The organism is Enterobacter cloacae complex sp. 2024EL-00711 (genome assembly GCF_047529885.1).
Lineage (GTDB): Bacteria > Pseudomonadota > Gammaproteobacteria > Enterobacterales > Enterobacteriaceae > Enterobacter > Enterobacter ludwigii.
This window is the reverse complement of the sequence record NZ_JBLIZC010000004.1, coordinates 338,147-361,198: the sequence shown is the minus strand read 5'-3', so window position 1 is coordinate 361,198 and position 23,052 is coordinate 338,147. Positions and strand designations below refer to the sequence as shown.

Genomic DNA, 23,052 nt, shown 5'->3' with positions numbered 1-23,052 from the left:
GTTTAAGCATAGCAGGAGCGGAAAAGGGGAGGGATCAGGCAAGCCAGGAACGGATTTTCGACTCAATGCCGGCCGCATCCAGGCCAATCGCCGCACGGGCTTCGTCCTGGGTGCCTTGCGGAATGAAATGATCAGGCAGACCAAGGTTCAGTACCGGCACGGCTTTACGGTTAGCCATCAGCACTTCGTTTACGCCGCTGCCCGCGCCGCCCATGATGGCGTTTTCTTCCAGCGTGACCAGCACGTCATGAGATTCCGCCATGCTCAGGATCAGGGCCTCGTCGAGCGGCTTCACAAAGCGCATATCCACGAGGGTCGCATTCAGCGTTTCAGCCACTTTCGCGGCCTCCGGCATCAGCGTACCAAAGTTCAGGATCGCCACTTTCTCACCGCGACGCTTCACCAGACCTTTACCTATCGGCAGTTTTTCCAGCGGCTGCAGTTCAACGCCGACGGCATTGCCGCGCGGGTAGCGCACCGCACTAGGGCCATCCTGATAGTGGTAGCCGGTAAACAGCATCTGACGACATTCGTTCTCATCGCTTGGCGTCATGATGACCATATCCGGGACGCAGCGCAGGAACGACAGGTCAAATGCCCCCTGGTGCGTCTGGCCGTCAGCACCCACAATGCCTGCGCGGTCGATAGCAAACAGGACCGGCAGCTTCTGGATGGCAACGTCATGGATCACCTGGTCGTAGGCGCGTTGCAGGAAGGTGGAATAAATGGCGACAACCGGGTTATAACCGCCAATCGCCAGGCCTGCCGCAAAGGTCACCGCGTGCTGCTCGGCAATGGCAACGTCAAAATACTGGTCCGGGTATTTTTTGGAGAACTCCACCATGCCAGAACCTTCACGCATGGCCGGGGTGATCGCCATAAGCTTATTGTCTTTAGCGGCGGTTTCACACAGCCAGTCGCCAAAGATTTTTGAATAGCTCGGCATGCCGCCGCTGCTTTTGGGCAGGCAACCGCTGCTCGGGTCGAATTTCGGTACCGCGTGGAAGGTGATGGGATCTTTTTCCGCCGGTTCGTATCCACGGCCTTTTTTGGTCATGATATGCAGGAACTGCGGGCCTTTCAGGTCACGCATGTTTTTCAGCGTGGTGACAAGCCCCAGAACGTCATGCCCGTCCACCGGACCAATATAGTTAAAGCCCAGCTCTTCAAACAGCGTACCCGGCACGACCATGCCTTTGATGTGTTCTTCGGTGCGTTTAAGCAGTTCTTTGATTGGCGGTACGCCGGAGAAGACTTTTTTGCCGCCTTCGCGCAGCGAGGAGTAAAGCTTGCCGGAGAGCAGCTGCGCCAGATGGTTGTTCAGCGCGCCCACGTTTTCGGAAATCGACATTTCGTTATCATTAAGGATAACCAGCATGTCTGGCTTGATATCGCCCGCGTGGTTCATGGCCTCAAAGGCCATACCGGCAGTGATCGCCCCGTCGCCAATGACGCAGACGGTACGACGCTGTTTATTCTCTTTTTCGGCTGCCACCGCAATACCGATACCCGCAGAAATCGAGGTGGAGGAGTGTCCAACGCTTAATACGTCGTACTCGCTCTCGCCACGCCATGGGAACGGATGCAGGCCGCCTTTCTGACGAATGGTGCCAATTTTATCGCGACGTCCGGTCAGAATTTTATGCGGATAGGCCTGGTGGCCGACATCCCAGATGAGCTGATCGAACGGCGTGTTATAGACATAGTGCAGCGCCACGGTCAGCTCTACCGTGCCAAGCCCGGAGGCGAAATGGCCGCTGGAGCGGCTTACGCTGTCGAGCAGGTAGCGACGCAGCTCATCGCACAGCTTCGGCAGGCTCTCTTTCGGCAACAGGCGTAACTCCTGGGTGGAGTCAACTAACGCCAGTGTCGGGTATTTGGCAATATCAAAACTCATCAAAGGCTCATCGAGATAGTGTGTTTATTTATCACGCTGGATTATATAGTCCGCTAGCGCTTCCAGTGCCGAAGTATCCAGTGATTGCGCGGCCAGCTGATTCAGCGACTGGCGGGCATCCTCTATCAGATCCCGGGCTTTACGTTGGGCTTGCTCAAGACCCAGCAGGGCGGGGTAGGTACTTTTGCCAAGCTGCTGATCCGCACCCTGACGTTTACCCAATGTTGCAGTATCGCCCACCACATCCAGAATGTCATCCTGAACCTGGAATGCCAGACCGATACTTTCTGCGTATCTGTCCAGTATCGGCAGGGCTTTGCGCCCCTGTTCACCCGCGCTCAGGGCGCCCAGACGAACGGCTGCACGAATCAATGCGCCGGTTTTATGGCGATGAATACGCTCCAGCTGTTCCAGATTAACCTGACGTCCTTCCGCTTCCAGATCCAGTGCCTGGCCGCCACACATACCGGCGACGCCGCTGGCCATTGCCAGTTCAGAGATCATCGACAGACGGTCACGGTCGGCCACTTCGGTCATCGGCGCATCGCTCAGAATCGAGAACGCCAGGGTTTGCAGGGCATCCCCCGCCAGAATGGCATTCGCTTCGCCAAACTTGATGTGGCAGGTAGGCTGGCCACGACGCAGATCGTCGTCGTCCATGGCCGGCAAATCATCGTGGATCAGCGAGTAGGCATGGATGCACTCAACGGCGGCTGCCGGGGCATCCAGCGTGTTAGCGCTGATACCAAACATGTTGCCCGTGGCGTAGACCAGAAACGGACGCAGGCGCTTTCCGCCCAAGAGTGCGCCATAGTGCATGGCTTCAACCAGTGGAGTGTTCTGAAAAGGCTGTGGCTCAATAAAACGGCGCAGCGCATCGTTGGCACGCGCGACGCATGCCTGAAGCTCGTTGGCGAAATCCATTTACTCGGCGTCCGGTGTGAATGGCGTAGTTTTCGCGTCTTCGCTGTCGGACAGCAGGATCTGCACGCGCTGCTCGGCCTGCTGCAGTTTGACCTGCCCCTGGCGCGCCAGCTGCACGCCGCGCTCGAATTCATTGAGCGCCTCTTCCAGCGGTAAATCGCCGCTCTCAAGGCGGGTGACAATCTGCTCCAGCTCACTCAGCGCAGTTTCAAAACTGGCCGGTGCGTCGTTCTTCTTCGGCATAGTGAATTGACTCTTATATTCTCAGCCCCGACATGGTAACGGACTCGGGGCAATTATCAAATAACGCGCAATGTGCACAGGAGCGGCGTGAAGATGATATACTTGCGCGCCTGGATGCAGCCACGGGTGTGGGCTGCTATACACGTCATCCTTCAGGTTGTCTCTGTTTGGGCTACGTTTGCGCCTTTCCGTTACTTACTCGCGTAAGCTTGCGGGGGGCTGTGACTCGCCGCGTTGATGCCACCTGAATGATTTTGTGTATATTTCATTTTCCATTACAAGCCTTAAGCTTGCCTAAGAAACATTGCCGCCATGAAGTTTATCATTAAATTGTTCCCTGAAATCACCATCAAAAGCCAATCTGTGCGTTTGCGCTTTATTAAAATTCTCACCGGGAACATTCGTAACGTATTAAAACACTACGACGAAACGCTCGCCGTGGTGCGTCACTGGGACCACGTTGAGGTTCGCGCGAAAGATGAAAACAAACGTCAGGATATTCGCGACGCGCTGACCCGTATTCCGGGCATTCACCATATTCTGGAAGTGGAAGACGTTCCTTACACCTCCCTGCATGACATTTTTGAAAAAGCGCTGGTGCAGTACCGCGATCAGATTGAAGGCAAAACCTTCTGCGTGCGCGTGAAGCGTCGTGGTAAGCATGAGTTTAGCTCCATTGAAGTGGAGCGCTATGTGGGTGGCGGCCTCAATCAGCACGTTGAGAGCGCGCGCGTGCGCCTGACTAACCCGGACGTGACCGTTAACCTGGAGATCGAAAACGATCGCCTGCTGCTGGTGAAAGGCCGTTATGAAGGTATCGGCGGTTTCCCAATCGGCACGCAGGAAGATGTCCTGTCGCTGATCTCCGGCGGTTTCGACTCCGGTGTTTCCAGCTATATGCTGATGCGCCGCGGCTGTCGCGTACACTACTGCTTCTTTAACCTGGGCGGTGCGGCGCATGAAATCGGCGTACGTCAGGTTGCGCACTATCTGTGGAACCGCTTCGGCAGCTCCCACCGCGTGCGTTTTGTGGCGATCAACTTTGAGCCAGTGGTCGGCGAAATCCTTGAAAAAGTGGACGACGGTCAGATGGGCGTGGTGCTGAAGCGCATGATGGTGCGTGCAGCGTCCAAAGTGGCGGAGCGCTACGGCGTGCAGGCGCTGGTCACCGGTGAAGCGCTGGGCCAGGTCTCCAGCCAGACCCTGACCAACCTGCGTCTTATCGACAACGTATCGGATACCCTGATCCTGCGTCCGCTGATCTCCTACGATAAAGAGCACATCATCGATCTGGCGCGCAAAATCGGTACCGAAGATTTTGCCCGCACCATGCCGGAATACTGCGGTGTGATCTCAAAAAGCCCGACCGTCAAAGCGGTAAAGGCGAAAATCGAAGCCGAAGAAGAGAACTTCGATTTCGGCATTCTGGAGAAGGTGGTGGCGGAAGCGACCAACATCGATATCCGCGAGATTGCCCAGCAGACCGAGCAGGAAGTGGTTGAAGTTGAAACCGTCAGCGGTTTCGGTGCCAACGACGCGATTCTGGATATCCGTTCCATTGATGAACAGGATGACAAACCGCTGCAGGTTGAAGGCGTGGACGTGGTTTCCCTGCCGTTCTACAAGCTGAGCACCAAATTCGGCGATCTCGACCAGAGCAAAACGTATCTGCTGTGGTGCGAGCGCGGGGTGATGAGCCGTCTGCAGGCGCTGTATCTGCGCGAGCAGGGCTTTGCGAATGTGAAGGTCTATCGCCCTTAACCGTTTGCCGGGTGGCGGCTTCGCTTACCCGGCTTTCTTTACACGCTACGCTTCGTAAAAATTATAAATCCCCGCCGCCATCACTAACGACGACGCCACCTCGTAGGCTTTCTCACGCCCGACCAGCAGGTCGATAATCTTCAGTCCAAAATCGATCGCGGTACCCGGCCCCTGGCTGGTGAGCAGATTGACGCGCGGATCCCAGACCACACGTTTATCCACCCATTGCTCTTCAGGAATGGTCTCTTTCAGTCCCGGGAAACCGGTCATATTCCCGATCGGGAAAATGTTATGCGGCACCAGAACCGTGCCGGCTGCGGCACAAATTGCCGCAACGATGCGCCCCGACAGATGGAATTGCCTGACGGTTTCGACCAGGAGCGGGCTGTCGCGAAAATACTCCGCACCCTTCAGGCCGCCCGGCAGTACGATGATGTCGTAATCCCCGTCGGCCACCTGCACAAGCGGTGCATCGGCGAGGATTTTTACGCCGCGTGAACAGGTGATGGTCAGATTACCGTCGCTGGCGACGCTGGCGGTGGTCACGTTAATGCCGCCACGCACCATCAAATCAATGGTGGTGACGGCTTCTGTCTCTTCGCTACCAGGGGCGAGGCAGATCAGTGCTGACGCGCTCATATTCACTCTCCTTACGTTTAACCAGGTCATACAGACGGGCATTTTCCGGCACGGCAATGCCGTGGGCGCGGGCGCGTTTAAGCAAATAGCCCGTGATGTAATCAATCTCTGTGTGGCGTAATGCCCGAATGTCCTGCAACATCGAGGAGATGTTTTCTGCAGTACTTTCAATTACCTGCTCAACATAATAGCGTAAATCCTCCGCCGAGGTATGCAGGCCTTCACGTTCGATAACCGAGGCAACCTCCGCGCACAGGGTGGCAATTTCCTGCGGATGATTTTTCAGTTCCCCGTTCGGGCAGTTCCACAGCGCCGTCAGCGGATTGATCACGCAGTTAACCGCCAGCTTGCGCCACAGCTGCGGGCGGATAGTGTCATGCCAGGCCACGTCCGGCAGCACCTTCTGCAGAACATCCGCCAGATAGCTGTAGTCGCCATCCTGCGTACGGGCGGGGCCCATGTGCGTTACGCCGCTGGCGACATGCACGATAATGTTGCCATCGCGGCGTGCAGCGTGCGTGGTGGTCGCCATCAACAAGGGATGCGGGATGCTTTTCAGCTCATCAATGGTTCCCATGCCGTTATGCAGCAGCAGGATGGGGGAGTCTGGGGGAAGTTGCGCGGCCAGCGTCTTTACTGCATCTGATACCTGCCATGCTTTGAGCGTGACCAGCAGCAGATCGCTTTGCGCCAGAAAATCCGGATCGTTCGCGGTGAGTGATTCGTTGAATATACTTTCGTCTTCGTCAATCAGGTTCACACTGCAATAGGGCTGGGGCACGCGCAGCCAGCCCTGTACCTCATGTCCGTGCTTGCAAAGCGCGGTCAGCCATAGCTGTCCAAGGGCTCCGCATCCGAGCACTGTAATTTTCATTGTTCCTCCTCACCTGCAACTGCGCCAGGTGTTACGGCCTAAGTATAGCGCCGTCAGCTAAGCTTCTGTTGAGTAAACCCTGTGACATCTGTGCGGTGTTTCCTCACGTGAGCGGCCAGGGATAGCTGCAACTCGAATTATTTGGGGTATCTGCCTTGTTGCGGGTATTATGCAACGCAACAAAAATGAAGGGAGAAGAAAAGATGCCATCTTTCGATATTGTTTCCGAAGTTGATATCCAGGAAGTCCGCAACGGCGTTGAAAACGCAAGCCGTGAAGTTGAGTCACGTTTCGACTTTCGTGGCGTTGAGGCAACTTTCGAGCTGAACGATGCGAATAAGACCATTAAGGTCCTGAGCGAATCTGATTTCCAGGTTAACCAGCTGCTGGATATTCTGCGCGCCAAGCTGCTTAAACGCGGCATTGAAGGCACCTCACTGGATGTACCAGACGAGTTTGTGCATAGCGGTAAAAACTGGTTTGTCGAAGCCAAACTGAAGCAGGGTATTGAGAGCGCGGTTCAGAAGAAGATCGTTAAGCTCATCAAGGACAGCAAGCTGAAGGTTCAGGCGCAAATCCAGGGTGAAGAAATTCGTGTGACCGGTAAATCCCGCGATGACCTGCAGGCCGTTATGGCGCTGGTACGTGGCGGCGATCTGGGGCAGCCGTTCCAGTTCAAGAACTTCCGCGATTAAGACAAAAATGCCCGGCTTTACCGGGCATTTTTTCAGGCTTTGAGAGCCTGCTCGATTTCGAAGCGGTTAGTCACTTTACTGTCTATTTTGACGTAAGCGCTGCGCTCTTGTGGGGCAATAAGCACTTCACTTACCCCCTCTGTTGCTTCAAGACGCTGTTTTAGCGCGTCGGTAATCTCAACATCCTCAGGAATTTCGACCCGCAGACTGCTGACGTAGCGCGGCTCTTTCATGCTGCTGGCGACCAGCAGCCAGACCATCGCCAGCAGTGCGCCCGCGAGGAACACGGTTTGCGAATCAAACAGGCCGTCCACCCAGCCGCCGAGCGAGCCCCCGATAGCCACGCCGATAAACTGGCTGGTGGAGTAGATCCCCATTGCTGTGCCTTTATAGCCGGCCGGGGACTCCTTGCTAATCAGCGATGGCAGCAGGGCTTCCATCAGGTTAAAGGCCAGGAAGAAGAGCTGCACGCCGGCCACCAGTTCCCAGAAGTGCGGGCCGGATCCCCAGAGCACAATCTCGGCAATCAGCAGCACCGCCACGCAGCCAATGAAGACGCGCTTCATCTTGCGTTTCACTTCGGCGTAGATGATGAACGGCACGACCGAAACGAACGAAATCAGCATGGTCACCAGATAGATTTTCCAGTGCTCCGCGGCAGGGAAGCCCGCGGCGGCAAGCTGACCGGGAAGGGCGACAAAGGTCGACATCAGCAGGATGTGCAGACACATGATGCCGAAGTTAAGTTTAAGCAGGCGCGGTTCCATCAGCACTTTGCTGAAGCAGCCATTCACCATCCCGGATTCACGGTTAAGGACGTGGTTTTTGCTGTCCGGCACCACCCAAAGGGTCAGCGCAATACCGACGGTCGCCAGCACGGCAATCATCCAGAACAGGGCATGCAGGCCGAGTTTATGGGTGATGATAGGCCCGAGCACCATCGCAATCGCGAAAGTGACGCCAAAGCTCACGCCGATAAACGCCATCGCTTTGGTGCGATTCTGCTCACGGGTTAAGTCTGACAGCAGCGCCATCACGGCGGCGGCAATCGCACCAGAGCCCTGCAGGGCGCGACCAAGAATAATTCCCCAGATGGAGTGGGAGAGGGCGGCTATCACGCTGCCGAGCACAAAAATAAGCAGGCCGCCGACAATCAGCGGTTTGCGGCCAACCCGATCCGAGAGCAGGCCAAACGGGATCTGAAATACCGCCTGAGCCAGACCGTAGATGCCAATCGCCAGGCCAATCAGCGCTTCGCTGGCACCCTGTAGCGCCATGCCGTACGTGGTCAGAACAGGCAGGACCATAAACATGCCAAGCATCCGTAGCGAGAAAACAGTCCCTAAACCCCAGGTCGCGCGCAATTCGCCTGGTGTCATTTTATAATCGTTCATTACCACCTCAATTCAAAAGCAGGCCATAGTGTAGTGCGGGGAAGGGGCGGGGTAAATAAAGGGTTATTTAACAAATATTACATGCGTTATTAATGGATTCGATGAATAAAAAAGGGTGCCGAAGCACCCTTTTATTCACCTGGTGTGACTTACCAGACGTAAGTCAGCAGGTTGTGTGAATCAGGCACCATGAAATCCACGGACATCATCACCGACAGCGAAGTGATAGCGACAATGGAGAACACGAACAGCTTACGTGCCCAGACCTTGTCATCTTCCACTTTGTAGCCGCGCAGGGCCATGCCGAGCCACCAGACGCTCACCGCAGCCGCTACCGCCAGGTATTTGTACCCGGCGTAACCGCCCAGAGAGAGCATCAGCGTTGCCACGGCAAAGGCGATGATGTACAGCGTGATGTGGTTTTTAGCCACGGAAATGCCCTTCACGACCGGCAGAACCGGGATGTTCGCTGCCTGATAATCCTTAAAGCGGAAAATCGCGATGGCATAGGAGTGCGGCATCTGCCACAGGCTAAAGATAGCCAGCAGGATCAGCGCACCGCTGTCGAACTCGTTCGTGACGGCGCAGTAGCCAATCACCGGCGGCGCAGCGCCGGAGAGAGAACCAATCAGCGTTCCGTAGACGGAGTGGCGTTTCATATACAGGCTGTAAACGCCCACATAGACGACGAACCCCATCACCCCCAGCCAACAGGCCAGAGGATTAGCGCCAAACCACAGCAGCATAAAGCCAGCAATACCCAGCAAGGTGGCGTACACCAGCGAGACGGAAGGGGCGATCAGGCCTTTAACCAGCACCCGATTTTTAGTCCTTTCCATCTTCTTGTCGATATCCATGTCGATGTAGTTGTTAAATACACAACCGGATGCAACAACCAGCGACACACCGACCAGCGTAGCGATAAAGAGGGTGTAATCGATGCTGCCTTTAGAGGCCAGCAGGAACCCCCCAATGACGGAGATCAGGTTGCCAAAGATGATGCCTGGTTTCGTGACTTGCAGGTATTGCTTAAACATACTCGCCGCTCTTAGTGAACCATCATGTTGTAGTTAAGGTTCCACATAATCCAGATGGAACCGACTACCAGGATAGCGATGATAATCACGGTAAAGATGAAAGCCGTCATGTTCCAGCCTTCATCGGACTTGGTGTTCATGTGCAGGAAGCAAACCAGATGCACCAGAATCTGAATCACCGCGGTTACCAGGATTGCACCCAGAATAACCGGCTTAGACGCAGAACCGCTCATCACCATCCAGAACGGGATCACCGTCAGAATGATCGACAGGATGAAACCTGTCATATAGGTTTTTACGCTACCGTGGGAAGCGCCATGATCGTTTGAATGACTCATTACATCGCCCCCATCAGATATACAACAGAGAACACACAGATCCACACAACGTCCAGGAAGTGCCAGAACAGGCTCAGGCACAGGATACGCGTGCGGTTAGTGCTGGTCAGGCCACGACGGGAGATCTGGAACATCAGTACTGCCATCCAGATCAGACCAGACGTTACGTGCAGACCGTGGGTCCCGACCAGTGCGAAGAACGCAGACAGGAAGCCACTACGATCCGGCCCGAAGCCTTCCATAATCAGGTGATGGAATTCATAGATTTCCATCCCGATAAAGCCAGCACCAAACAGCCAGGTCAACGCCAGCCAGGAGACAACCTGGCTCTTGTTGTTTTTGTACATGGCGATAGCCGCCATGCCGTAGGTGATGGAGCTGAACAGCAGCAGCGCGGTTTCTACCAGAACGAACGGCAGTTCAAAGATGTCCTTGCCAGCCGGGCCGCCCGCAGTGCCGTTCACCAGAACGGCATACGTTGCGAACAGACAGCAGAACAGAATGCAGTCGCTCATCAGGTAGATCCAGAAACCGAAGACTTTCGTCGGTCCTGTATCGTGGTGCGCATGTTCATGCGCGTGGGCAGTAGAGTGCGCCAAAGTATCAGTTGCCATTTTTCAGCCCCGCTTTAGAAATCTCATCGAAATGCTGGTTTTCCAGTTTTTCGACTTCACGGACTGGTACGTAGTAGTCTACGTCCTCGTCAAAGCTCTTCACAATCCAGCTGATTACGATGCCGGCGAAGCCAACAATCGCCATCCACCAGATGTGCCAGATCATTGCGAAGCCAAATACCGTTGCGAAGGCGGCAATAACAATGCCCGCACCGCTGTTTTTCGGCATGTGGATCTCTTCGTAATGAGCAGGTTGCTTGTACGCTTCACCTTTTTCTTTCATTTCCCAGAATGCGTCGCGTTCATGGACCTGCGGCACAATGGCGAAGTTATAGAACGGTGGTGGAGAAGAGGTTGCCCACTCCAGCGTACGGCCACCCCATGGGTCACCGGTCAGGTCACGGTTCTGATCGCGGTCGCGAATAGAAACGTAGAACTGAATCAGCTGAGACGCGATACCACAAGCAATCAGCACGGCACCGCCCGCTGCAACCATCAGCATTGGGTGGAACTGTGGATCAATCTGCTGGCTCAGACGACGGGTCATACCCATGAAGCCCAGCACGTACAGCGGCATAAATGCAACGAAGAAGCCGATGATCCAGAACCAGAATGCGCGTTTACCCCATTTTTCGTTCAGGGTGAAACCGAACGCTTTTGGCCACCAGTAGGTTACGCCAGCGAAGCAGCCGAAGACCACACCACCGATGATAACGTTATGGAAGTGCGCAATCAGGAACAGACTGTTGTGCAGAACGAAGTCAGCACCCGGTACCGCCAGCAGTACACCGGTCATCCCACCCACGGAGAAGGTGACGATGAAGCCGATAGTCCACAGCATTGCTGAGTGGAACACGATACGGCCCTGGTACATGGTGAACAGCCAGTTGAAGATCTTAACCCCGGTAGGGATTGCGATAATCATGGTTGTAATACCGAAGAAGGCGTTTACGTTCGCGCCAGCACCCATGGTGAAGAAGTGGTGCAGCCAAACGATGAACGACAGAACGGTAATACACACGGTTGCCCACACCAGAGAGGTGTAACCAAACAGACGTTTACGCGAGAAGGTTGCTGCGATTTCGGAGAACACACCGAAGACCGGCAGAACCAGGATGTACACTTCCGGGTGACCCCAGGCCCAAATCAGGTTGATGTACATCATCATGTTGCCACCCATATCGTTGGTAAAGAAATGGGTGCCCAGGTAGCGGTCCAGGGTCAGCAGCGCGATGGTGACGGTCAGAATTGGGAATGATGCAATAATCAGGATGTTGGCGCACAGAGATGCCCAGGTAAATACCGGCATCTTGAACATGGTCATGCCAGGGGCACGCATCTTGATAATGGTCACGAAGAAGTTGATACCGGTCAGGGTTGTACCGACACCGGAGAGCTGAAGTGCCCAAATCCAGTAATCGACGCCAACGCCCGGACTGTACTCAATTCCCGAAAGCGGCGGGTAAGCCAGCCAGCCGGTCTGAGCAAATTCGCCCACACCCAGTGACAGGTTAACCAGGATAACGCCGACAACCGTGAACCAGAAGCTCAGGTTGTTCAGGAACGGGAACGCTACGTCGCGCGCGCCGATTTGCAGCGGAACGACAACGTTCATCAGACCGATAACCAGCGGCATCGCCACGAAGAAGATCATGATAACGCCGTGGGCGGTAAAGATCTGGTCGTAGTGATGCGGCGGCAGGAAGCCGGCTTCACCCGCAGACGCGAGTGCCTGCTGGCTACGCATCATGATCGCATCCGCAAAGCCACGAATTAACATGACGATACCGACGATGCAGTACATGATACCCAGTTTTTTGTGGTCAACCGAAGTCAGCCACTCGTTCCACAGGTAGCTCCACTTACCAAAGTAAGTGATCAAGGCCAGTAAGGCTGCGCCACCGATGATAATTGCAGCAACCGTAACCACGATAATGGGTTCATGGTAGGGCACTGCATCCAGTGTCAATTTTCCGAACATTTTCTTCCTCGGCCCCTTAGTGAGCGGTTTCCGCGTGGCTCATGTCCATGCCTTCCATACCTTCGTGTGCGCTATGCTCACCTTCAGGCTGGGTCATGTCCATGCTCTTGCCGTGATCCATAAATTTGCCAATAACGTCTTTGAACAAATCTGGTTTCACGTTAGAGAAGTACTCCACCTTGTTATATTCGCTAGGTGCTGCCACTTTTTCGAACGCCGCCATGTCAGACATGGTGTTTGGAGACTGCTTCGCTTTTTCAACCCACTGGTCGAAAGCGGCACGGTCTGGCGTCGCGATAGCTTTGAACTTCATACCTGAGAAGCCCGGGCCGCTATAGCTGGCGGAGATACCATCGTAGGTGCCTGCTTCATTCGCGATCAGGTGCAGGTTAGTCTGCATACCGGCCATCGCGTAAATCTGGCTACCCAGACGTGGGATGAAGAAGGAGTTCATTACGGAGTTGGAGGTCACTTTGAACTGAACCGGAGTGTTCGCCGGGAAGGCGATTTCATTCACGGTGGCAATGCCCTGTTCCGGATAGATGAAGAACCATTTCCAGTCCATGGAGACCACTTCAATGGTAATCGGTTTTTCATCGTGAACCAGCGGCTTGCTTGGCTCAAGTGCGTGAGTGGTTTTCCATGTCAGTACGGCAAGGAACAGGATGATCAGGATAGGTACCGTCCAGACCACAGCTTCCACTTTATTGGAGTGTGACCAGTTAGGGCTATACTTCGCATCTTTATTGCTCGCACGATACTTCCAGGCGAAACCAACAGCCATCAAAATGGCTGGAATAACCACAATCAACATCAGGCCAAAAGCCGTCAATATCAGTGAACGTTGTTCCAGTCCAATCTGTCCTTTGGGGTCAAGTAGTGCAGAATCGCAGCCACTGAGTAATACAGTGCCTGCGAATAATGACAACCATCCCAAACTTTTATTGTATTTCCTGAGTCTCATTTAACGACCTCAATTCCACGGGAGTCTGGTGGCGTTTAAAGTGTGGGGGCATTTTACGGGAAGGTTACATTACTGTAAACATCATTAGACCTGTGTCAGGAAGGTGTTACCGGGTTCTGCCGCACATGTCACAAGTGTTGCAAATTATGTCGCTTTTTAAGACGTAAGCCGCATGGCATGGGCTTTATAACGAAAGGACCCCCAAGCATACCCTAAAAGGGGCAATTGGTATAACCATTGTGAAAAATAAACAAAAAATTAACAATTAATTATCAATAAAAAGACAACTAAAAAACGAAAAATCAAACTCTCTGATGCTGAATCGTTTAATGAAAAATAGCGTTCTGCAATTGACTCCAATAATTTCCGAATCCTATCCCGCACAAAACAACAAATATTTTTTTTAGCGGCTGGCGGCTATTTCACCGTTATAATTTCGGTTCGTGATTACAACGGGAAATAACCTTTCGGATTTTACTTCAGGTTAACTGCGTTTTACGCAGCGCCATGAAATCGAGCAGCCCACCAGTCAGGATCCCGGCAACCGCCAGCAGCGCGCCGGCATCCAGCAGAAGCGCTTCGAGAGGCAGTACCTGAGAGGTGGTGGCATTAATAATGAGCACCACGAGCCACAGCACCAGGGCAAAGCAACCCGCCATTAACAGTCGTAACGCAAAACGGTAAGCGCGATGATATTCCGTGCGTGGCATAAAGTGTTCTGTTCGCTGGGTATATTCCAGCGTCTGGCGACAGACCAGTAGCAATAAGAGTCCAGGCACTGCCGCTACCACGGAGAAGAGGTAGAACGTTGGCCAGCCATGGGCTTCAACAAACCAGCCGGCAATCGGCCCGACATACACGCGACCAACGGCGGAAAGCGCCGAGAGCAGAGCGAACTGCGTCGCGGAAAACGATTTGTTGCACAGGGTCATCAGCAGGGCAACAAACGCCGCTGTCCCCATACCGCCGCACAGGTTTTCAAAAAACACCGCGGCGCCCATGCTGATCATATGCTTATCCGTCACCGACAGCAGCCAGTAACCGGCGTTCGATGCCCCCTGCAGGATGCCGAAGATCAGCAGTGCGCGAAAGAGCGTCAGACGCTGCATTAATACGCCGCCGTACAGGGCCCCGACAATAGTCGCAAACAACCCGAGCGTTTTGTTCACCACGCCGACTTCGCCGGCATCAAACCCGACCCCGCGAATTAAGAAGGTGGTGGTCAGGCTCATCGCGAAGGCATCGCCGAGCTTATAAAGGACGATTAACAGCAGGATAAGCCAGGCGTTGTTGCGGCCAAAGAAGTCGCGAAGAGGTTCGGCAACGGCCTGCTCCAGAGAACGTGGAACCGGGATCACATCGCTCGGTTCGGGGGCGAGCAGGGTGGCAATAATACAGGGGATCAACAGGGCGGCCATCAGCCAGTACATGCCCTGCCAGCCGAGATAACGGTCGGCCACCCACAGCGCCAGACCACCGGATACCAGCATCCCCAGACGATAGCCCAGCACGCTAATGGCTGCGCCGGCTCCCCGCTCTTCTGCAGGCAACACGTCCGTCTTCCAGGCATCAAAAACGATATCCTGCGAGGCAGAACAGAAGGCGATTACCACCGCAAGGGCGGCCATCCAGCGAAGCTGCGTCGTGGGTTCAAGAAAGCCCATCGCCGCGATTGCGATCAGCAACAGGACCTGGGTCATCACTAACCAGCCGCGACGACGGCCCAGGAACGGCGGGGTATAACGGTCCATCACCGGCGACCACAGGAACTTAAAGACGTAAGCCTGGCCGACGAGGGAGAAGAAACCAATGGTTTTGAGATCGATATTCTCGACGGTCATCCAGGCCTGCAGCGTGCCGGAGGTGAGGGCGAGAGGTAAACCGGAGGCGAAACCAAGGATCAGCAGGATGGCTGATTTAGGTTGCTGGAAAATGCGTAAGTAATGACTCGACATGTTCATATAAAGCTGACCCGGTGAAACACCGGGTCAGGAAGCGGGATTAACGCGCGTTTTGCTTGATGAAGTCGTGGATGCTGGTGTCCTGCGCCATATCGGAAATGGTGTCAGTCAGCACGCTGTTAACCGCGTTAGCAATATTTTTGTTGGACGCCTGGAACGCGCCTTCAACAGAGTAGCTCGCACGGTAGTTTTTGGTCATCTTGTTGCCGTTCTTCGCGGTTGCGATGATGGCGATATCCGCTTTGGTGGAGATGTTGTAGCGAACGTTACCCTGGGACACGTCAGCGTACAGGTTGTTCACGATGATCTGCAGATCAACCGCACCGCTTGGGCCAATCATATAGCCGCGGGAAGTCATCTGTTTCTCGAGCACTTCCTGCAGCAGGAAGCGCAGGTCGCGTGAGGCGGTCAACGTCACCTGCTGGTTGTCGCGGGTCACTTTAGCCAGGGCTTGATCCTGACGCTGATCGGCACCGTTAATGCTCACGGTTACGCCCATCAGGCTAGGATCCTGCTGAGGCAGGGTAATCTTAGGGGAGACATCAATGGTTGTAGGCGGGGTAGCGCAGCCTGCCAGCATAAAAAGTGCTACCAACGGAAAGAAGAGTTTTTTTAACATTTTCAGGTTCTCAACGAATCGTAAGCATTACAGAGAAAAATTGCCGCCATCATAACATCGCTAACGGCCAGGGGAAGTGGTCAACGCATGTAAATTCATCGCCTTGTCCGAAAACTGACCAGCCCCGCCTTTTTCTCCACGCGCGAAGGTCAAAAGGTATGAGTCTCACAGTGAACTTCATTCGTCTGAATGAGAAAATAAGACGAAAGCTAAATATTTGTTGTCTTGTTGTAATGGAAACGGTAAAAGCGGCTAATATTTAAAGGGATGGGTGACATCCTGGCGTTGTCGGAGGAGTGATTTCATGATGATACGTGAACAGATAGAAGATAAATTAAGGGCAGCGTTCAACCCTGTGTTCCTCGAAGTCGTCGACGAAAGCTATCGTCATAACGTGCCGGCAGGTTCTGAAAGCCACTTTAAAGTGGTTCTGGTCAGCGATCGCTTCACGGGAGAACGTTTCCTGAACCGACATCGCTTGATCTACAGCACCTTGACGGAAGAACTCTCCACAACCGTACATGCGCTGGCATTGCACACCTATACCATTAAGGAATGGGAAGGCTTGCAGGATACGGTATTTGCATCGCCGCCGTGTCGCGGCGCAGGCACCATCGCCTGATAAATCGGATTTGCAACGGCTGGAGCTTTTCCAGTATGTTGCATACAGATTTCCTCAAAACGGCCTTCGGGCCGTTTTGTTTTGTCTGAGTTTTGAGCGGATGGTGCGTTTTTAAGGCTAAAAATAGCCTTAAAGTGTGAAAAAAGCCGCAGCAACATGCCCCAACCGTTCTCGACTCACCTAAGTGATGCCGCTATAATGCCGCGTCTTAATGAATGTCTTCGGGATGATTCTGGCGACAGGGAATGTGAATCTGCACTAAGAGAGCATCCCGGTATAACAGACAGATTCAGAGTTGACCGAGCACTGTGATTTTTTTGAGGTAACAAGATGCAAGTTTCAGTTGAAACCACTCAAGGCCTTGGCCGCCGTGTAACGATTACTATCGCTGCTGACAGCATCGAAACTGCTGTGAAAAGCGAGCTGGTCAACGTAGCAAAAAAAGTACGTATTGACGGCTTCCGTAAGGGCAAAGTACCGATGAATGTTGTTGCTCAGCGTTATGGCGCTTCCGTGCGTCAGGATGTGCTGGGTGAACTGATGAGCCGCAACTTTATTGATGCGATCATCAAAGAAAAAATTAATCCGGCCGGTGCGCCGAATTACGTTCCAGGCGAATACAAACAGGGCGAAGACTTCACCTACTCCGTAGAGTTCGAAGTGTACCCGGAAGTTGAGCTGAAAGGTCTGGAATCTATCGAAGTTGAAAAACCTGTTGTTTCCGTGACTGACGAAGACGTTGACGGCATGCTGGACACTCTGCGTAAGCAGCAGGCGAACTGGAAAGAGAAAGAAGGTGCTGTTGACGCGGAAGACCGTGTGACTATCGACTTCACCGGTTCTGTAGACGGCGAAGAGTTCGAAGGCGGCAAAGCGTCTGACTTCGTACTGGCAATGGGCCAGGGTCGTATGATCCCAGGCTTCGAAGACGGTATCAAAGGTCACAAAGCGGGCGAAGAGTTCACCATCGACGTGACCTTCCCGGAAGAGTACCACGCTGAAAACCTGAAAGGTAAAGCAGCGAAGTTCGTTATCAACCTGAAGAAAGTTGAAGAGCGCGAACTGCCTGAACTGACTGAAGAATTCATCAAGCGTTTCGGCGTGGAAGATGGTTCTGTAGCCGGTCTGCGTACCGAAGTGCGTAAAAACATGGAACGTGAGCTGAACGGCGCTGTACGTAACCGTGTGAAATCTCAGGCGATTGACGGTCTGGTAAAAGCGAACGAAATCGACGTTCCGGCTGCCCTGATTGACAGCGAAATCGACGTTCTGCGCCGTCAGGCTGCACAGCGTTTCGGTGGCAACCAGCAGCAAGCGATGGAACTGCCACGCGAGCTGTTCGAAGAGCAAGCTAAACGCCGCGTTGTTGTTGGCCTGCTGCTGGGCGAAGTGATTCGTACCCACGAGCTGAAAGCTGACGAAGAGCGTGTGAAAGGCCTGATCGAAGAGATGGCTTCTGCATACGAAGATCCATCAGAAGTGATCGAGTTCTACGGTAAGAACAAAGAGCTGATGGACAACATGCGCAATGTTGCCCTGGAAGAACAGGCTGTTGAAGCGGTACTGGCGAAAGCGAAAGTGACCGAAAAAGCGACCTCTTTCAACGAACTGATGAACCAGCAGGCGTAATTTCGCCCCCAGGGTTTAAAGTTTGAACAAAAAACCCGTTGCCTTCCGGCGACGGGTTTTTTTTATCACGGCTTTACCCCAGGAAGAGTGCTAAAACGCCCTTTCAGTGTTAGCGTAACAACAAAAGGTTGTTATGCTTGAAATAGGGCAGTATGAACCCCATAAGTGTGTAATCACGATGATTGAGACTGGCTGATAATCCGTCCGTAAGGTTACAATCAGTACAGCAGGTGTTTTCAATTTTGATCCAGGAGACGGAAATGTCATACAGTGGCGAACGAGATAACTTTGCACCCCATATGGCTCTGGTGCCAATGGTTATTGAACAGACCTCACGTGGTGAGCGTTCTTTTGATATCTATTCCCGTCTGCTCAAGGAGCGCGTTATCTTTTTGACCGGCCAGGTGGAAGACCACATGGCTAACCTGATCGTGGCGCAGATGCTGTTTCTGGAAGCGGAAAACCCGGAAAAAGACATTTACCTGTACATTAACTCGCCGGGCGGCGTGATCACGGCAGGTATGTCCATTTATGACACCATGCAATTCATCAAGCCAGATGTCAGCACTATCTGTATGGGTCAGGCTGCATCTATGGGTGCGTTCCTGTTGACCGCAGGGGCTAAAGGTAAGCGTTTCTGCCTGCCAAATTCCCGCGTGATGATTCACCAGCCGCTGGGGGGTTATCAGGGGCAGGCGACGGATATTGAAATCCACGCCCGCGAAATTCTGAAAGTAAAAGCGCGCATGAATGAACTTATGGCGCAGCATACGGGTCAATCTCTTGAGCAGATCGAGCGCGATACCGAGCGCGATCGTTTCCTCTCTGCCTCTGAGGCTGTTGAGTACGGCTTAGTCGACTCCGTTTTGACCCATCGTAATTGATGCCCGTGACGCGAGTGTGCCGCTATACTCAGGTAGGGCGGCATGTTGCTAAAAGCAGCTTGCGTCTGAAAATGGCATTTGCGTCGTCATGTGCGGCACAAAGAACTTAAAAAGAGGTTTGGACTCATGACAGATAAACGCAAAGATGGTTCGGGCAAACTGCTGTACTGCTCTTTTTGCGGCAAAAGCCAGCATGAAGTGCGTAAACTGATTGCCGGGCCGTCCGTGTATATCTGCGACGAATGTGTTGACTTATGTAACGACATTATTCGCGAAGAGATTAAAGAAGTAGCACCTCACCGCGAGCGCAGCGCGCTGCCAACGCCGCATGAAATTCGTCATCATCTTGACGACTATGTCATCGGTCAGGAGCAGGCGAAAAAAGTGCTCGCCGTGGCGGTATACAACCACTACAAACGCCTGCGTAACGGTGATACCAGCAATGGCGTAGAACTGGGTAAAAGTAATATTCTGCTGATCGGCCCAACCGGTTCCGGTAAAACGCTGCTGGCTGAAACGCTGGCGCGTCTGCTGGATGTTCCGTTCACAATGGCCGATGCCACCACCCTGACCGAAGCCGGTTATGTGGGTGAGGACGTAGAAAACATCATCCAGAAACTGCTGCAGAAATGCGATTACGATGTACAGAAAGCGCAGCGCGGGATTGTTTACATCGATGAGATCGACAAGATCTCCCGTAAATCTGACAACCCGTCCATCACCCGTGACGTATCGGGTGAGGGCGTGCAGCAGGCGCTGCTGAAGCTGATCGAAGGTACGGTTGCAGCCGTTCCACCGCAGGGTGGCCGTAAACATCCTCAGCAGGAGTTCCTGCAGGTTGATACGTCCAAGATCCTGTTCATCTGTGGTGGTGCGTTTGCCGGTCTGGATAAAGTGATCTCTCACCGTGTTGAAACCGGCTCCGGCATTGGTTTTGGCGCGACGGTGAAAGCCTCGTCCGAAAAGCCGAACGAAGGCGAGTTGCTGTCACAGGTTGAGCCAGAAGACTTGATCAAGTTTGGTCTGATTCCTGAGTTCATTGGCCGTCTGCCTGTTGTGGCAACGCTGAACGAACTGAGTGAAGACGCGCTGATCCAGATCCTGAAAGAGCCGAAAAATGCGCTGACCAAGCAGTATCAGGCGCTGTTCAATCTGGAAGGCGTTGAGCTGGAATTCCGTGACGAAGCGCTGGACGCGATTGCCAAGAAAGCGATGATCCGTAAAACCGGTGCGCGTGGCCTGCGTTCTATCGTGGAAGCGGCGCTGCTTGACACCATGTACGATCTGCCGTCGATGGAAGATGTTGAGAAAGTGGTGATTGATGAGTCGGTCATTAGCGGCCAGACCAAGCCATTGCTGATTTATGGCAAGCCGGAAGCGCAACAGGCATCTGGCGAATAATTCACCAAATCATACAAGCAGTTAATCAAAAAGGGGGGATTTTATCTCCCCTTTTATTTTTCCGTATACGCGGCGTTGAATGTGTGGGAAACATCCCCATATACTGGATACATGTTAATGGTTATGTGAAGCACAGTGACATGACCAGTTTACCTGGCGGACACTAAACTAAGAGAGAGCTCTATGAATCCTGAGCGTTCTGAACGCATTGAAATCCCCGTATTGCCGTTGCGCGATGTGGTGGTTTATCCGCACATGGTCATACCCTTATTTGTAGGGCGGGAAAAATCTATCCGTTGCCTCGAAGCCGCCATGGATCATGATAAAAAAATCATGCTGGTGGCGCAGAAAGAAGCATCAACGGATGAGCCGGGTGTAAACGATCTTTTCACCGTCGGGACCGTGGCCTCTATTTTGCAGATGCTGAAGCTGCCTGACGGCACCGTTAAGGTGCTGGTAGAAGGCTTGCAGCGTGCGCGTATTACCACCCTGTCTGACGATGGCGAGCATTTCTCTGCCAAGGCAGAGTACCTCGAATCACCTCAGCTGGATGAGCGCGAGCAGGAAGTGCTGGTGCGCACCGCGATTAGCCAGTTCGAAGGCTATATCAAGCTGAACAAGAAAATCCCACCAGAAGTGCTGACGTCGCTGAACAGCATCGACGATCCTGCGCGTCTGGCGGACACCATCGCTGCACACATGCCGCTGAAGCTGGCAGACAAACAGTCCGTGCTGGAGATGTCCGACGTTAACGAACGTCTGGAATATCTGATGGCGATGATGGAGTCAGAAATCGATCTGCTGCAGGTTGAGAAGCGTATTCGTAACCGCGTTAAAAAGCAGATGGAGAAATCTCAGCGTGAGTACTATCTGAATGAGCAAATGAAAGCCATTCAGAAAGAGCTCGGCGAGATGGATGATGCGCCGGACGAAAACGAAGCGCTGAAGCGTAAGATCGACGCGGCGAAAATGCCGAAAGAGGCCAAAGAGAAAGCCGAAGCAGAACTGCAGAAGCTGAAAATGATGTCTCCAATGTCGGCTGAAGCGACCGTCGTGCGCGGCTATATCGAATGGATGGTTCAGGTTCCCTGGAATGCCCGCAGCAAGGTCAAAAAAGACCTGCGTCAGGCGCAGGAGATCCTGGATACCGACCACTACGGCCTTGAGCGCGTGAAAGACCGCATTCTTGAGTACCTCGCAGTCCAGAGCCGTGTGAACAAAATCAAAGGCCCGATTCTGTGCCTGGTGGGACCACCGGGGGTAGGGAAAACCTCTCTGGGTCAGTCCATCGCCAAAGCGACCGGACGTAAGTATATCCGTATGGCGCTGGGTGGCGTACGCGATGAAGCGGAGATCCGCGGTCACCGTCGTACCTACATCGGTTCTATGCCGGGTAAACTGATCCAGAAGATGGCGAAAGTGGGCGTTAAAAACCCGCTGTTCCTGCTCGATGAGATCGACAAAATGTCTTCGGACATGCGTGGCGATCCGGCGTCTGCTTTGCTGGAAGTTCTTGATCCAGAACAGAACGTTGCGTTCAGCGATCACTACCTCGAAGTGGATTACGACCTGAGCGATGTCATGTTTGTCGCGACCTCGAACTCCATGAACATTCCGGCGCCACTGCTGGACCGTATGGAAGTGATTCGTCTCTCCGGTTATACCGAAGACGAAAAACTGAACATTGCGAAACGGCACCTGCTGCCGAAGCAGATTGAGCGTAACGCGCTGAAAGCCAACGAGCTGACCGTTGAGGACAGCGCGATTATTGGCATCATCCGCTACTACACCCGTGAAGCGGGCGTGCGTAGCCTTGAGCGCGAAATCTCTAAACTGTGCCGTAAGGCGGTTAAACAGCTGCTGCTGGATAAGAGCCTGAAACACATCGTGATCAATGGCGACAACCTGCATGCCTATCTGGGCGTTCAGCGCTTTGACTATGGTCGCGCGGACAATGAAAACCGCGTGGGCCAGGTCACCGGTCTGGCATGGACGGAAGTGGGTGGCGATCTGCTGACCATTGAAACCGCCTGCGTCCCGGGTAAAGGCAAGCTGACCTACACCGGCTCTCTGGGTGAAGTGATGCAGGAGTCGATTCAGGCCGCGCTGACCGTGGTACGCGCGCGTGCGGAGAAATTGGGCATCAACCCTGATTTCTACGAGAAACGCGATATCCACGTGCACGTGCCTGAAGGGGCAACGCCGAAAGATGGCCCAAGCGCAGGTATTGCCATGTGTACCGCACTGGTTTCCTGCCTTACCGGCAACCCGGTGCGTGCCGATGTGGCAATGACCGGTGAGATTACGTTGCGTGGCCAGGTGCTGCCAATCGGTGGGTTAAAAGAAAAACTGCTGGCGGCACACCGTGGTGGGATCAAAACCGTATTGATCCCTTATGAAAATAAACGCGATCTGGAAGAGATTCCGGACAACGTGATTGCCGATCTGCAGATTCATCCTGTGAAGCGAATTGAGGAAGTTCTGACTCTCGCCCTGCAGAATGAACCTTCCGGAATGCAGGTTGTAACCGCAAAATAGTGACCTCGCGCAAAGAGCGTCAATAAAAGTAAGGCTG

The 23,052-nt window shown here is 53.6% G+C and carries 20 protein-coding genes; 7 read left to right on the top strand and 13 right to left on the bottom strand.

Features of this window, described 5'->3' with window-relative positions:
- Positions 1-34: 34 nt before the first annotated feature.
- The 3 genes from dxs to xseB are packed head-to-tail and all read right to left on the bottom strand — an operon-like array spanning position 35 to position 3,064.
- A complete protein-coding gene (gene dxs, locus ACMVME_RS14085; protein ID WP_020885219.1) occupies positions 35-1,897 on the bottom strand; it encodes a 1-deoxy-D-xylulose-5-phosphate synthase in 1,863 nt (620 codons plus the stop codon).
- Between the two features lie 24 nt (positions 1,898-1,921).
- Entirely contained in the window at positions 1,922-2,821 is a 900-nt protein-coding gene (gene ispA, locus ACMVME_RS14080; protein WP_044857747.1) for a (2E,6E)-farnesyl diphosphate synthase, read from the bottom strand.
- Positions 2,822-3,064, bottom strand: coding sequence for an exodeoxyribonuclease VII small subunit (gene xseB / locus ACMVME_RS14075; protein ID WP_008503331.1), 243 nt, complete (start codon positions 3,062-3,064; stop codon positions 2,822-2,824).
- 312 nt (positions 3,065-3,376) lie between these two features.
- Here xseB and thiI point away from each other — a divergent pair, with 312 nt between their 5' ends.
- On the top strand, positions 3,377-4,825 hold the full coding sequence (gene thiI / locus ACMVME_RS14070) for a tRNA uracil 4-sulfurtransferase ThiI (RefSeq protein WP_014168857.1): 1,449 nt from the start codon (positions 3,377-3,379) through the stop codon (positions 4,823-4,825).
- 45 nt (positions 4,826-4,870) lie between these two features.
- Here thiI and yajL read toward each other — a convergent pair whose 3' ends face one another.
- On the bottom strand, positions 4,871-5,464 hold the full coding sequence (gene yajL / locus ACMVME_RS14065) for a protein deglycase YajL (RefSeq protein WP_020885217.1): 594 nt from the start codon (positions 5,462-5,464) through the stop codon (positions 4,871-4,873).
- Positions 5,427-6,338 (bottom strand): 2-dehydropantoate 2-reductase, encoded by a 912-nt coding sequence (panE, locus tag ACMVME_RS14060; RefSeq protein WP_068795165.1) that lies wholly within the window; start codon positions 6,336-6,338, stop codon positions 5,427-5,429. Before panE ends, yajL begins: the two co-directional genes overlap by 38 nt.
- A gap of 203 nt (positions 6,339-6,541) precedes the next feature.
- Here panE and ACMVME_RS14055 point away from each other — a divergent pair, with 203 nt between their 5' ends.
- Complete coding sequence (locus ACMVME_RS14055) at positions 6,542-7,033, top strand: YajQ family cyclic di-GMP-binding protein (RefSeq protein ID WP_020885215.1); 492 nt, start codon at positions 6,542-6,544, stop codon at positions 7,031-7,033.
- Between the two features lie 32 nt (positions 7,034-7,065).
- On the opposite strand, the gene ACMVME_RS14050 is transcribed toward ACMVME_RS14055, so the two are convergent.
- The 8 genes from ACMVME_RS14050 to ACMVME_RS14015 form a co-directional block, all read right to left on the bottom strand.
- Complete coding sequence (locus tag ACMVME_RS14050) at positions 7,066-8,427, bottom strand: MFS transporter (protein WP_068795164.1); 1,362 nt, start codon at positions 8,425-8,427, stop codon at positions 7,066-7,068.
- A gap of 149 nt (positions 8,428-8,576) precedes the next feature.
- A complete protein-coding gene (cyoE, locus tag ACMVME_RS14045) occupies positions 8,577-9,464 on the bottom strand; it encodes a heme o synthase (protein WP_014168862.1) in 888 nt (295 codons plus the stop codon).
- Positions 9,465-9,475: 11 nt separating this feature from the next.
- The gene (locus ACMVME_RS14040) at positions 9,476-9,802 is read right to left on the bottom strand and encodes a cytochrome o ubiquinol oxidase subunit IV (protein ID WP_006176899.1); all 327 of its coding nucleotides are present in this window, start codon (positions 9,800-9,802) and stop codon (positions 9,476-9,478) included.
- Positions 9,802-10,416 (bottom strand): cytochrome o ubiquinol oxidase subunit III, encoded by a 615-nt coding sequence (locus ACMVME_RS14035; RefSeq protein WP_014168863.1) that lies wholly within the window; start codon positions 10,414-10,416, stop codon positions 9,802-9,804. Before ACMVME_RS14035 ends, ACMVME_RS14040 begins: the two co-directional genes overlap by 1 nt.
- Entirely contained in the window at positions 10,406-12,397 is a 1,992-nt protein-coding gene (cyoB, locus tag ACMVME_RS14030; RefSeq protein ID WP_014168864.1) for a cytochrome o ubiquinol oxidase subunit I, read from the bottom strand. The genes ACMVME_RS14035 and cyoB overlap by 11 nt, the downstream gene beginning before the upstream one ends.
- A 16-nt stretch (positions 12,398-12,413) precedes the next feature.
- Complete coding sequence (cyoA, locus tag ACMVME_RS14025; RefSeq protein WP_008503322.1) at positions 12,414-13,361, bottom strand: cytochrome o ubiquinol oxidase subunit II; 948 nt, start codon at positions 13,359-13,361, stop codon at positions 12,414-12,416.
- A gap of 479 nt (positions 13,362-13,840) precedes the next feature.
- Positions 13,841-15,316, bottom strand: a complete 1,476-nt coding sequence (gene ampG / locus ACMVME_RS14020) for a muropeptide MFS transporter AmpG (protein ID WP_068795189.1) — start codon at positions 15,314-15,316, stop codon at positions 13,841-13,843.
- 46 nt (positions 15,317-15,362) lie between these two features.
- Positions 15,363-15,941, bottom strand: a complete 579-nt coding sequence (locus ACMVME_RS14015) for a lipoprotein (RefSeq protein ID WP_014168866.1) — start codon at positions 15,939-15,941, stop codon at positions 15,363-15,365.
- A 304-nt stretch (positions 15,942-16,245) separates the two neighbouring features.
- On the opposite strand from ACMVME_RS14015, the gene bolA reads away from it, so the two are divergent.
- The 5 genes from bolA (at position 16,246) to lon (ending at position 23,015) form a co-directional block, all read left to right on the top strand.
- A complete protein-coding gene (bolA, locus tag ACMVME_RS14010) occupies positions 16,246-16,563 on the top strand; it encodes a transcriptional regulator BolA (protein WP_013095855.1) in 318 nt (105 codons plus the stop codon).
- Between the two features lie 330 nt (positions 16,564-16,893).
- Entirely contained in the window at positions 16,894-18,192 is a 1,299-nt protein-coding gene (gene tig, locus ACMVME_RS14005; protein WP_014168868.1) for a trigger factor, read from the top strand.
- Between the two features lie 260 nt (positions 18,193-18,452).
- On the top strand, positions 18,453-19,076 hold the full coding sequence (gene clpP / locus ACMVME_RS14000; RefSeq protein WP_020885210.1) for an ATP-dependent Clp endopeptidase proteolytic subunit ClpP: 624 nt from the start codon (positions 18,453-18,455) through the stop codon (positions 19,074-19,076).
- 126 nt (positions 19,077-19,202) lie between these two features.
- The gene (gene clpX, locus ACMVME_RS13995; protein WP_020885209.1) at positions 19,203-20,477 is read left to right on the top strand and encodes an ATP-dependent protease ATP-binding subunit ClpX; all 1,275 of its coding nucleotides are present in this window, start codon (positions 19,203-19,205) and stop codon (positions 20,475-20,477) included.
- A 183-nt stretch (positions 20,478-20,660) separates the two neighbouring features.
- Positions 20,661-23,015 carry an endopeptidase La gene (gene lon, locus ACMVME_RS13990; protein WP_014168872.1) on the top strand — a complete coding sequence of 785 codons (2,355 nt, stop codon included), beginning with the start codon at positions 20,661-20,663 and terminating at the stop codon, positions 23,013-23,015.
- Positions 23,016-23,052: the final 37 nt, after the last annotated feature.

Bases quoted from the DNA above. Each gene is read 5' to 3' on its own strand.
- dxs (WP_020885219.1), bottom strand. From the start codon at position 1,897: ATGAGTTTTGATATTGCCAAATACCCGACACTGGCGTTAGTTGACTCC.
- ispA (WP_044857747.1), bottom strand. From the start codon at position 2,821: ATGGATTTCGCCAACGAGCTTCAGGCATGCGTCGCGCGTGCCAACGAT.
- xseB (WP_008503331.1), bottom strand. From the start codon at position 3,064: ATGCCGAAGAAGAACGACGCACCGGCCAGTTTTGAAACTGCGCTGAGT.
- thiI (WP_014168857.1), top strand. From the start codon at position 3,377: ATGAAGTTTATCATTAAATTGTTCCCTGAAATCACCATCAAAAGCCAA.
- yajL (WP_020885217.1), bottom strand. From the start codon at position 5,464: ATGAGCGCGTCAGCACTGATCTGCCTCGCCCCTGGTAGCGAAGAGACA.
- panE (WP_068795165.1), bottom strand. From the start codon at position 6,338: ATGAAAATTACAGTGCTCGGATGCGGAGCCCTTGGACAGCTATGGCTG.
- ACMVME_RS14055 (WP_020885215.1), top strand. From the start codon at position 6,542: ATGCCATCTTTCGATATTGTTTCCGAAGTTGATATCCAGGAAGTCCGC.
- ACMVME_RS14050 (WP_068795164.1), bottom strand. From the start codon at position 8,427: ATGAACGATTATAAAATGACACCAGGCGAATTGCGCGCGACCTGGGGT.
- cyoE (WP_014168862.1), bottom strand. From the start codon at position 9,464: ATGTTTAAGCAATACCTGCAAGTCACGAAACCAGGCATCATCTTTGGC.
- ACMVME_RS14040 (WP_006176899.1), bottom strand. From the start codon at position 9,802: ATGAGTCATTCAAACGATCATGGCGCTTCCCACGGTAGCGTAAAAACC.
- ACMVME_RS14035 (WP_014168863.1), bottom strand. From the start codon at position 10,416: ATGGCAACTGATACTTTGGCGCACTCTACTGCCCACGCGCATGAACAT.
- cyoB (WP_014168864.1), bottom strand. From the start codon at position 12,397: ATGTTCGGAAAATTGACACTGGATGCAGTGCCCTACCATGAACCCATT.
- cyoA (WP_008503322.1), bottom strand. From the start codon at position 13,361: ATGAGACTCAGGAAATACAATAAAAGTTTGGGATGGTTGTCATTATTC.
- ampG (WP_068795189.1), bottom strand. From the start codon at position 15,316: ATGTCGAGTCATTACTTACGCATTTTCCAGCAACCTAAATCAGCCATC.
- ACMVME_RS14015 (WP_014168866.1), bottom strand. From the start codon at position 15,941: ATGTTAAAAAAACTCTTCTTTCCGTTGGTAGCACTTTTTATGCTGGCA.
- bolA (WP_013095855.1), top strand. From the start codon at position 16,246: ATGATGATACGTGAACAGATAGAAGATAAATTAAGGGCAGCGTTCAAC.
- tig (WP_014168868.1), top strand. From the start codon at position 16,894: ATGCAAGTTTCAGTTGAAACCACTCAAGGCCTTGGCCGCCGTGTAACG.
- clpP (WP_020885210.1), top strand. From the start codon at position 18,453: ATGTCATACAGTGGCGAACGAGATAACTTTGCACCCCATATGGCTCTG.
- clpX (WP_020885209.1), top strand. From the start codon at position 19,203: ATGACAGATAAACGCAAAGATGGTTCGGGCAAACTGCTGTACTGCTCT.
- lon (WP_014168872.1), top strand. From the start codon at position 20,661: ATGAATCCTGAGCGTTCTGAACGCATTGAAATCCCCGTATTGCCGTTG.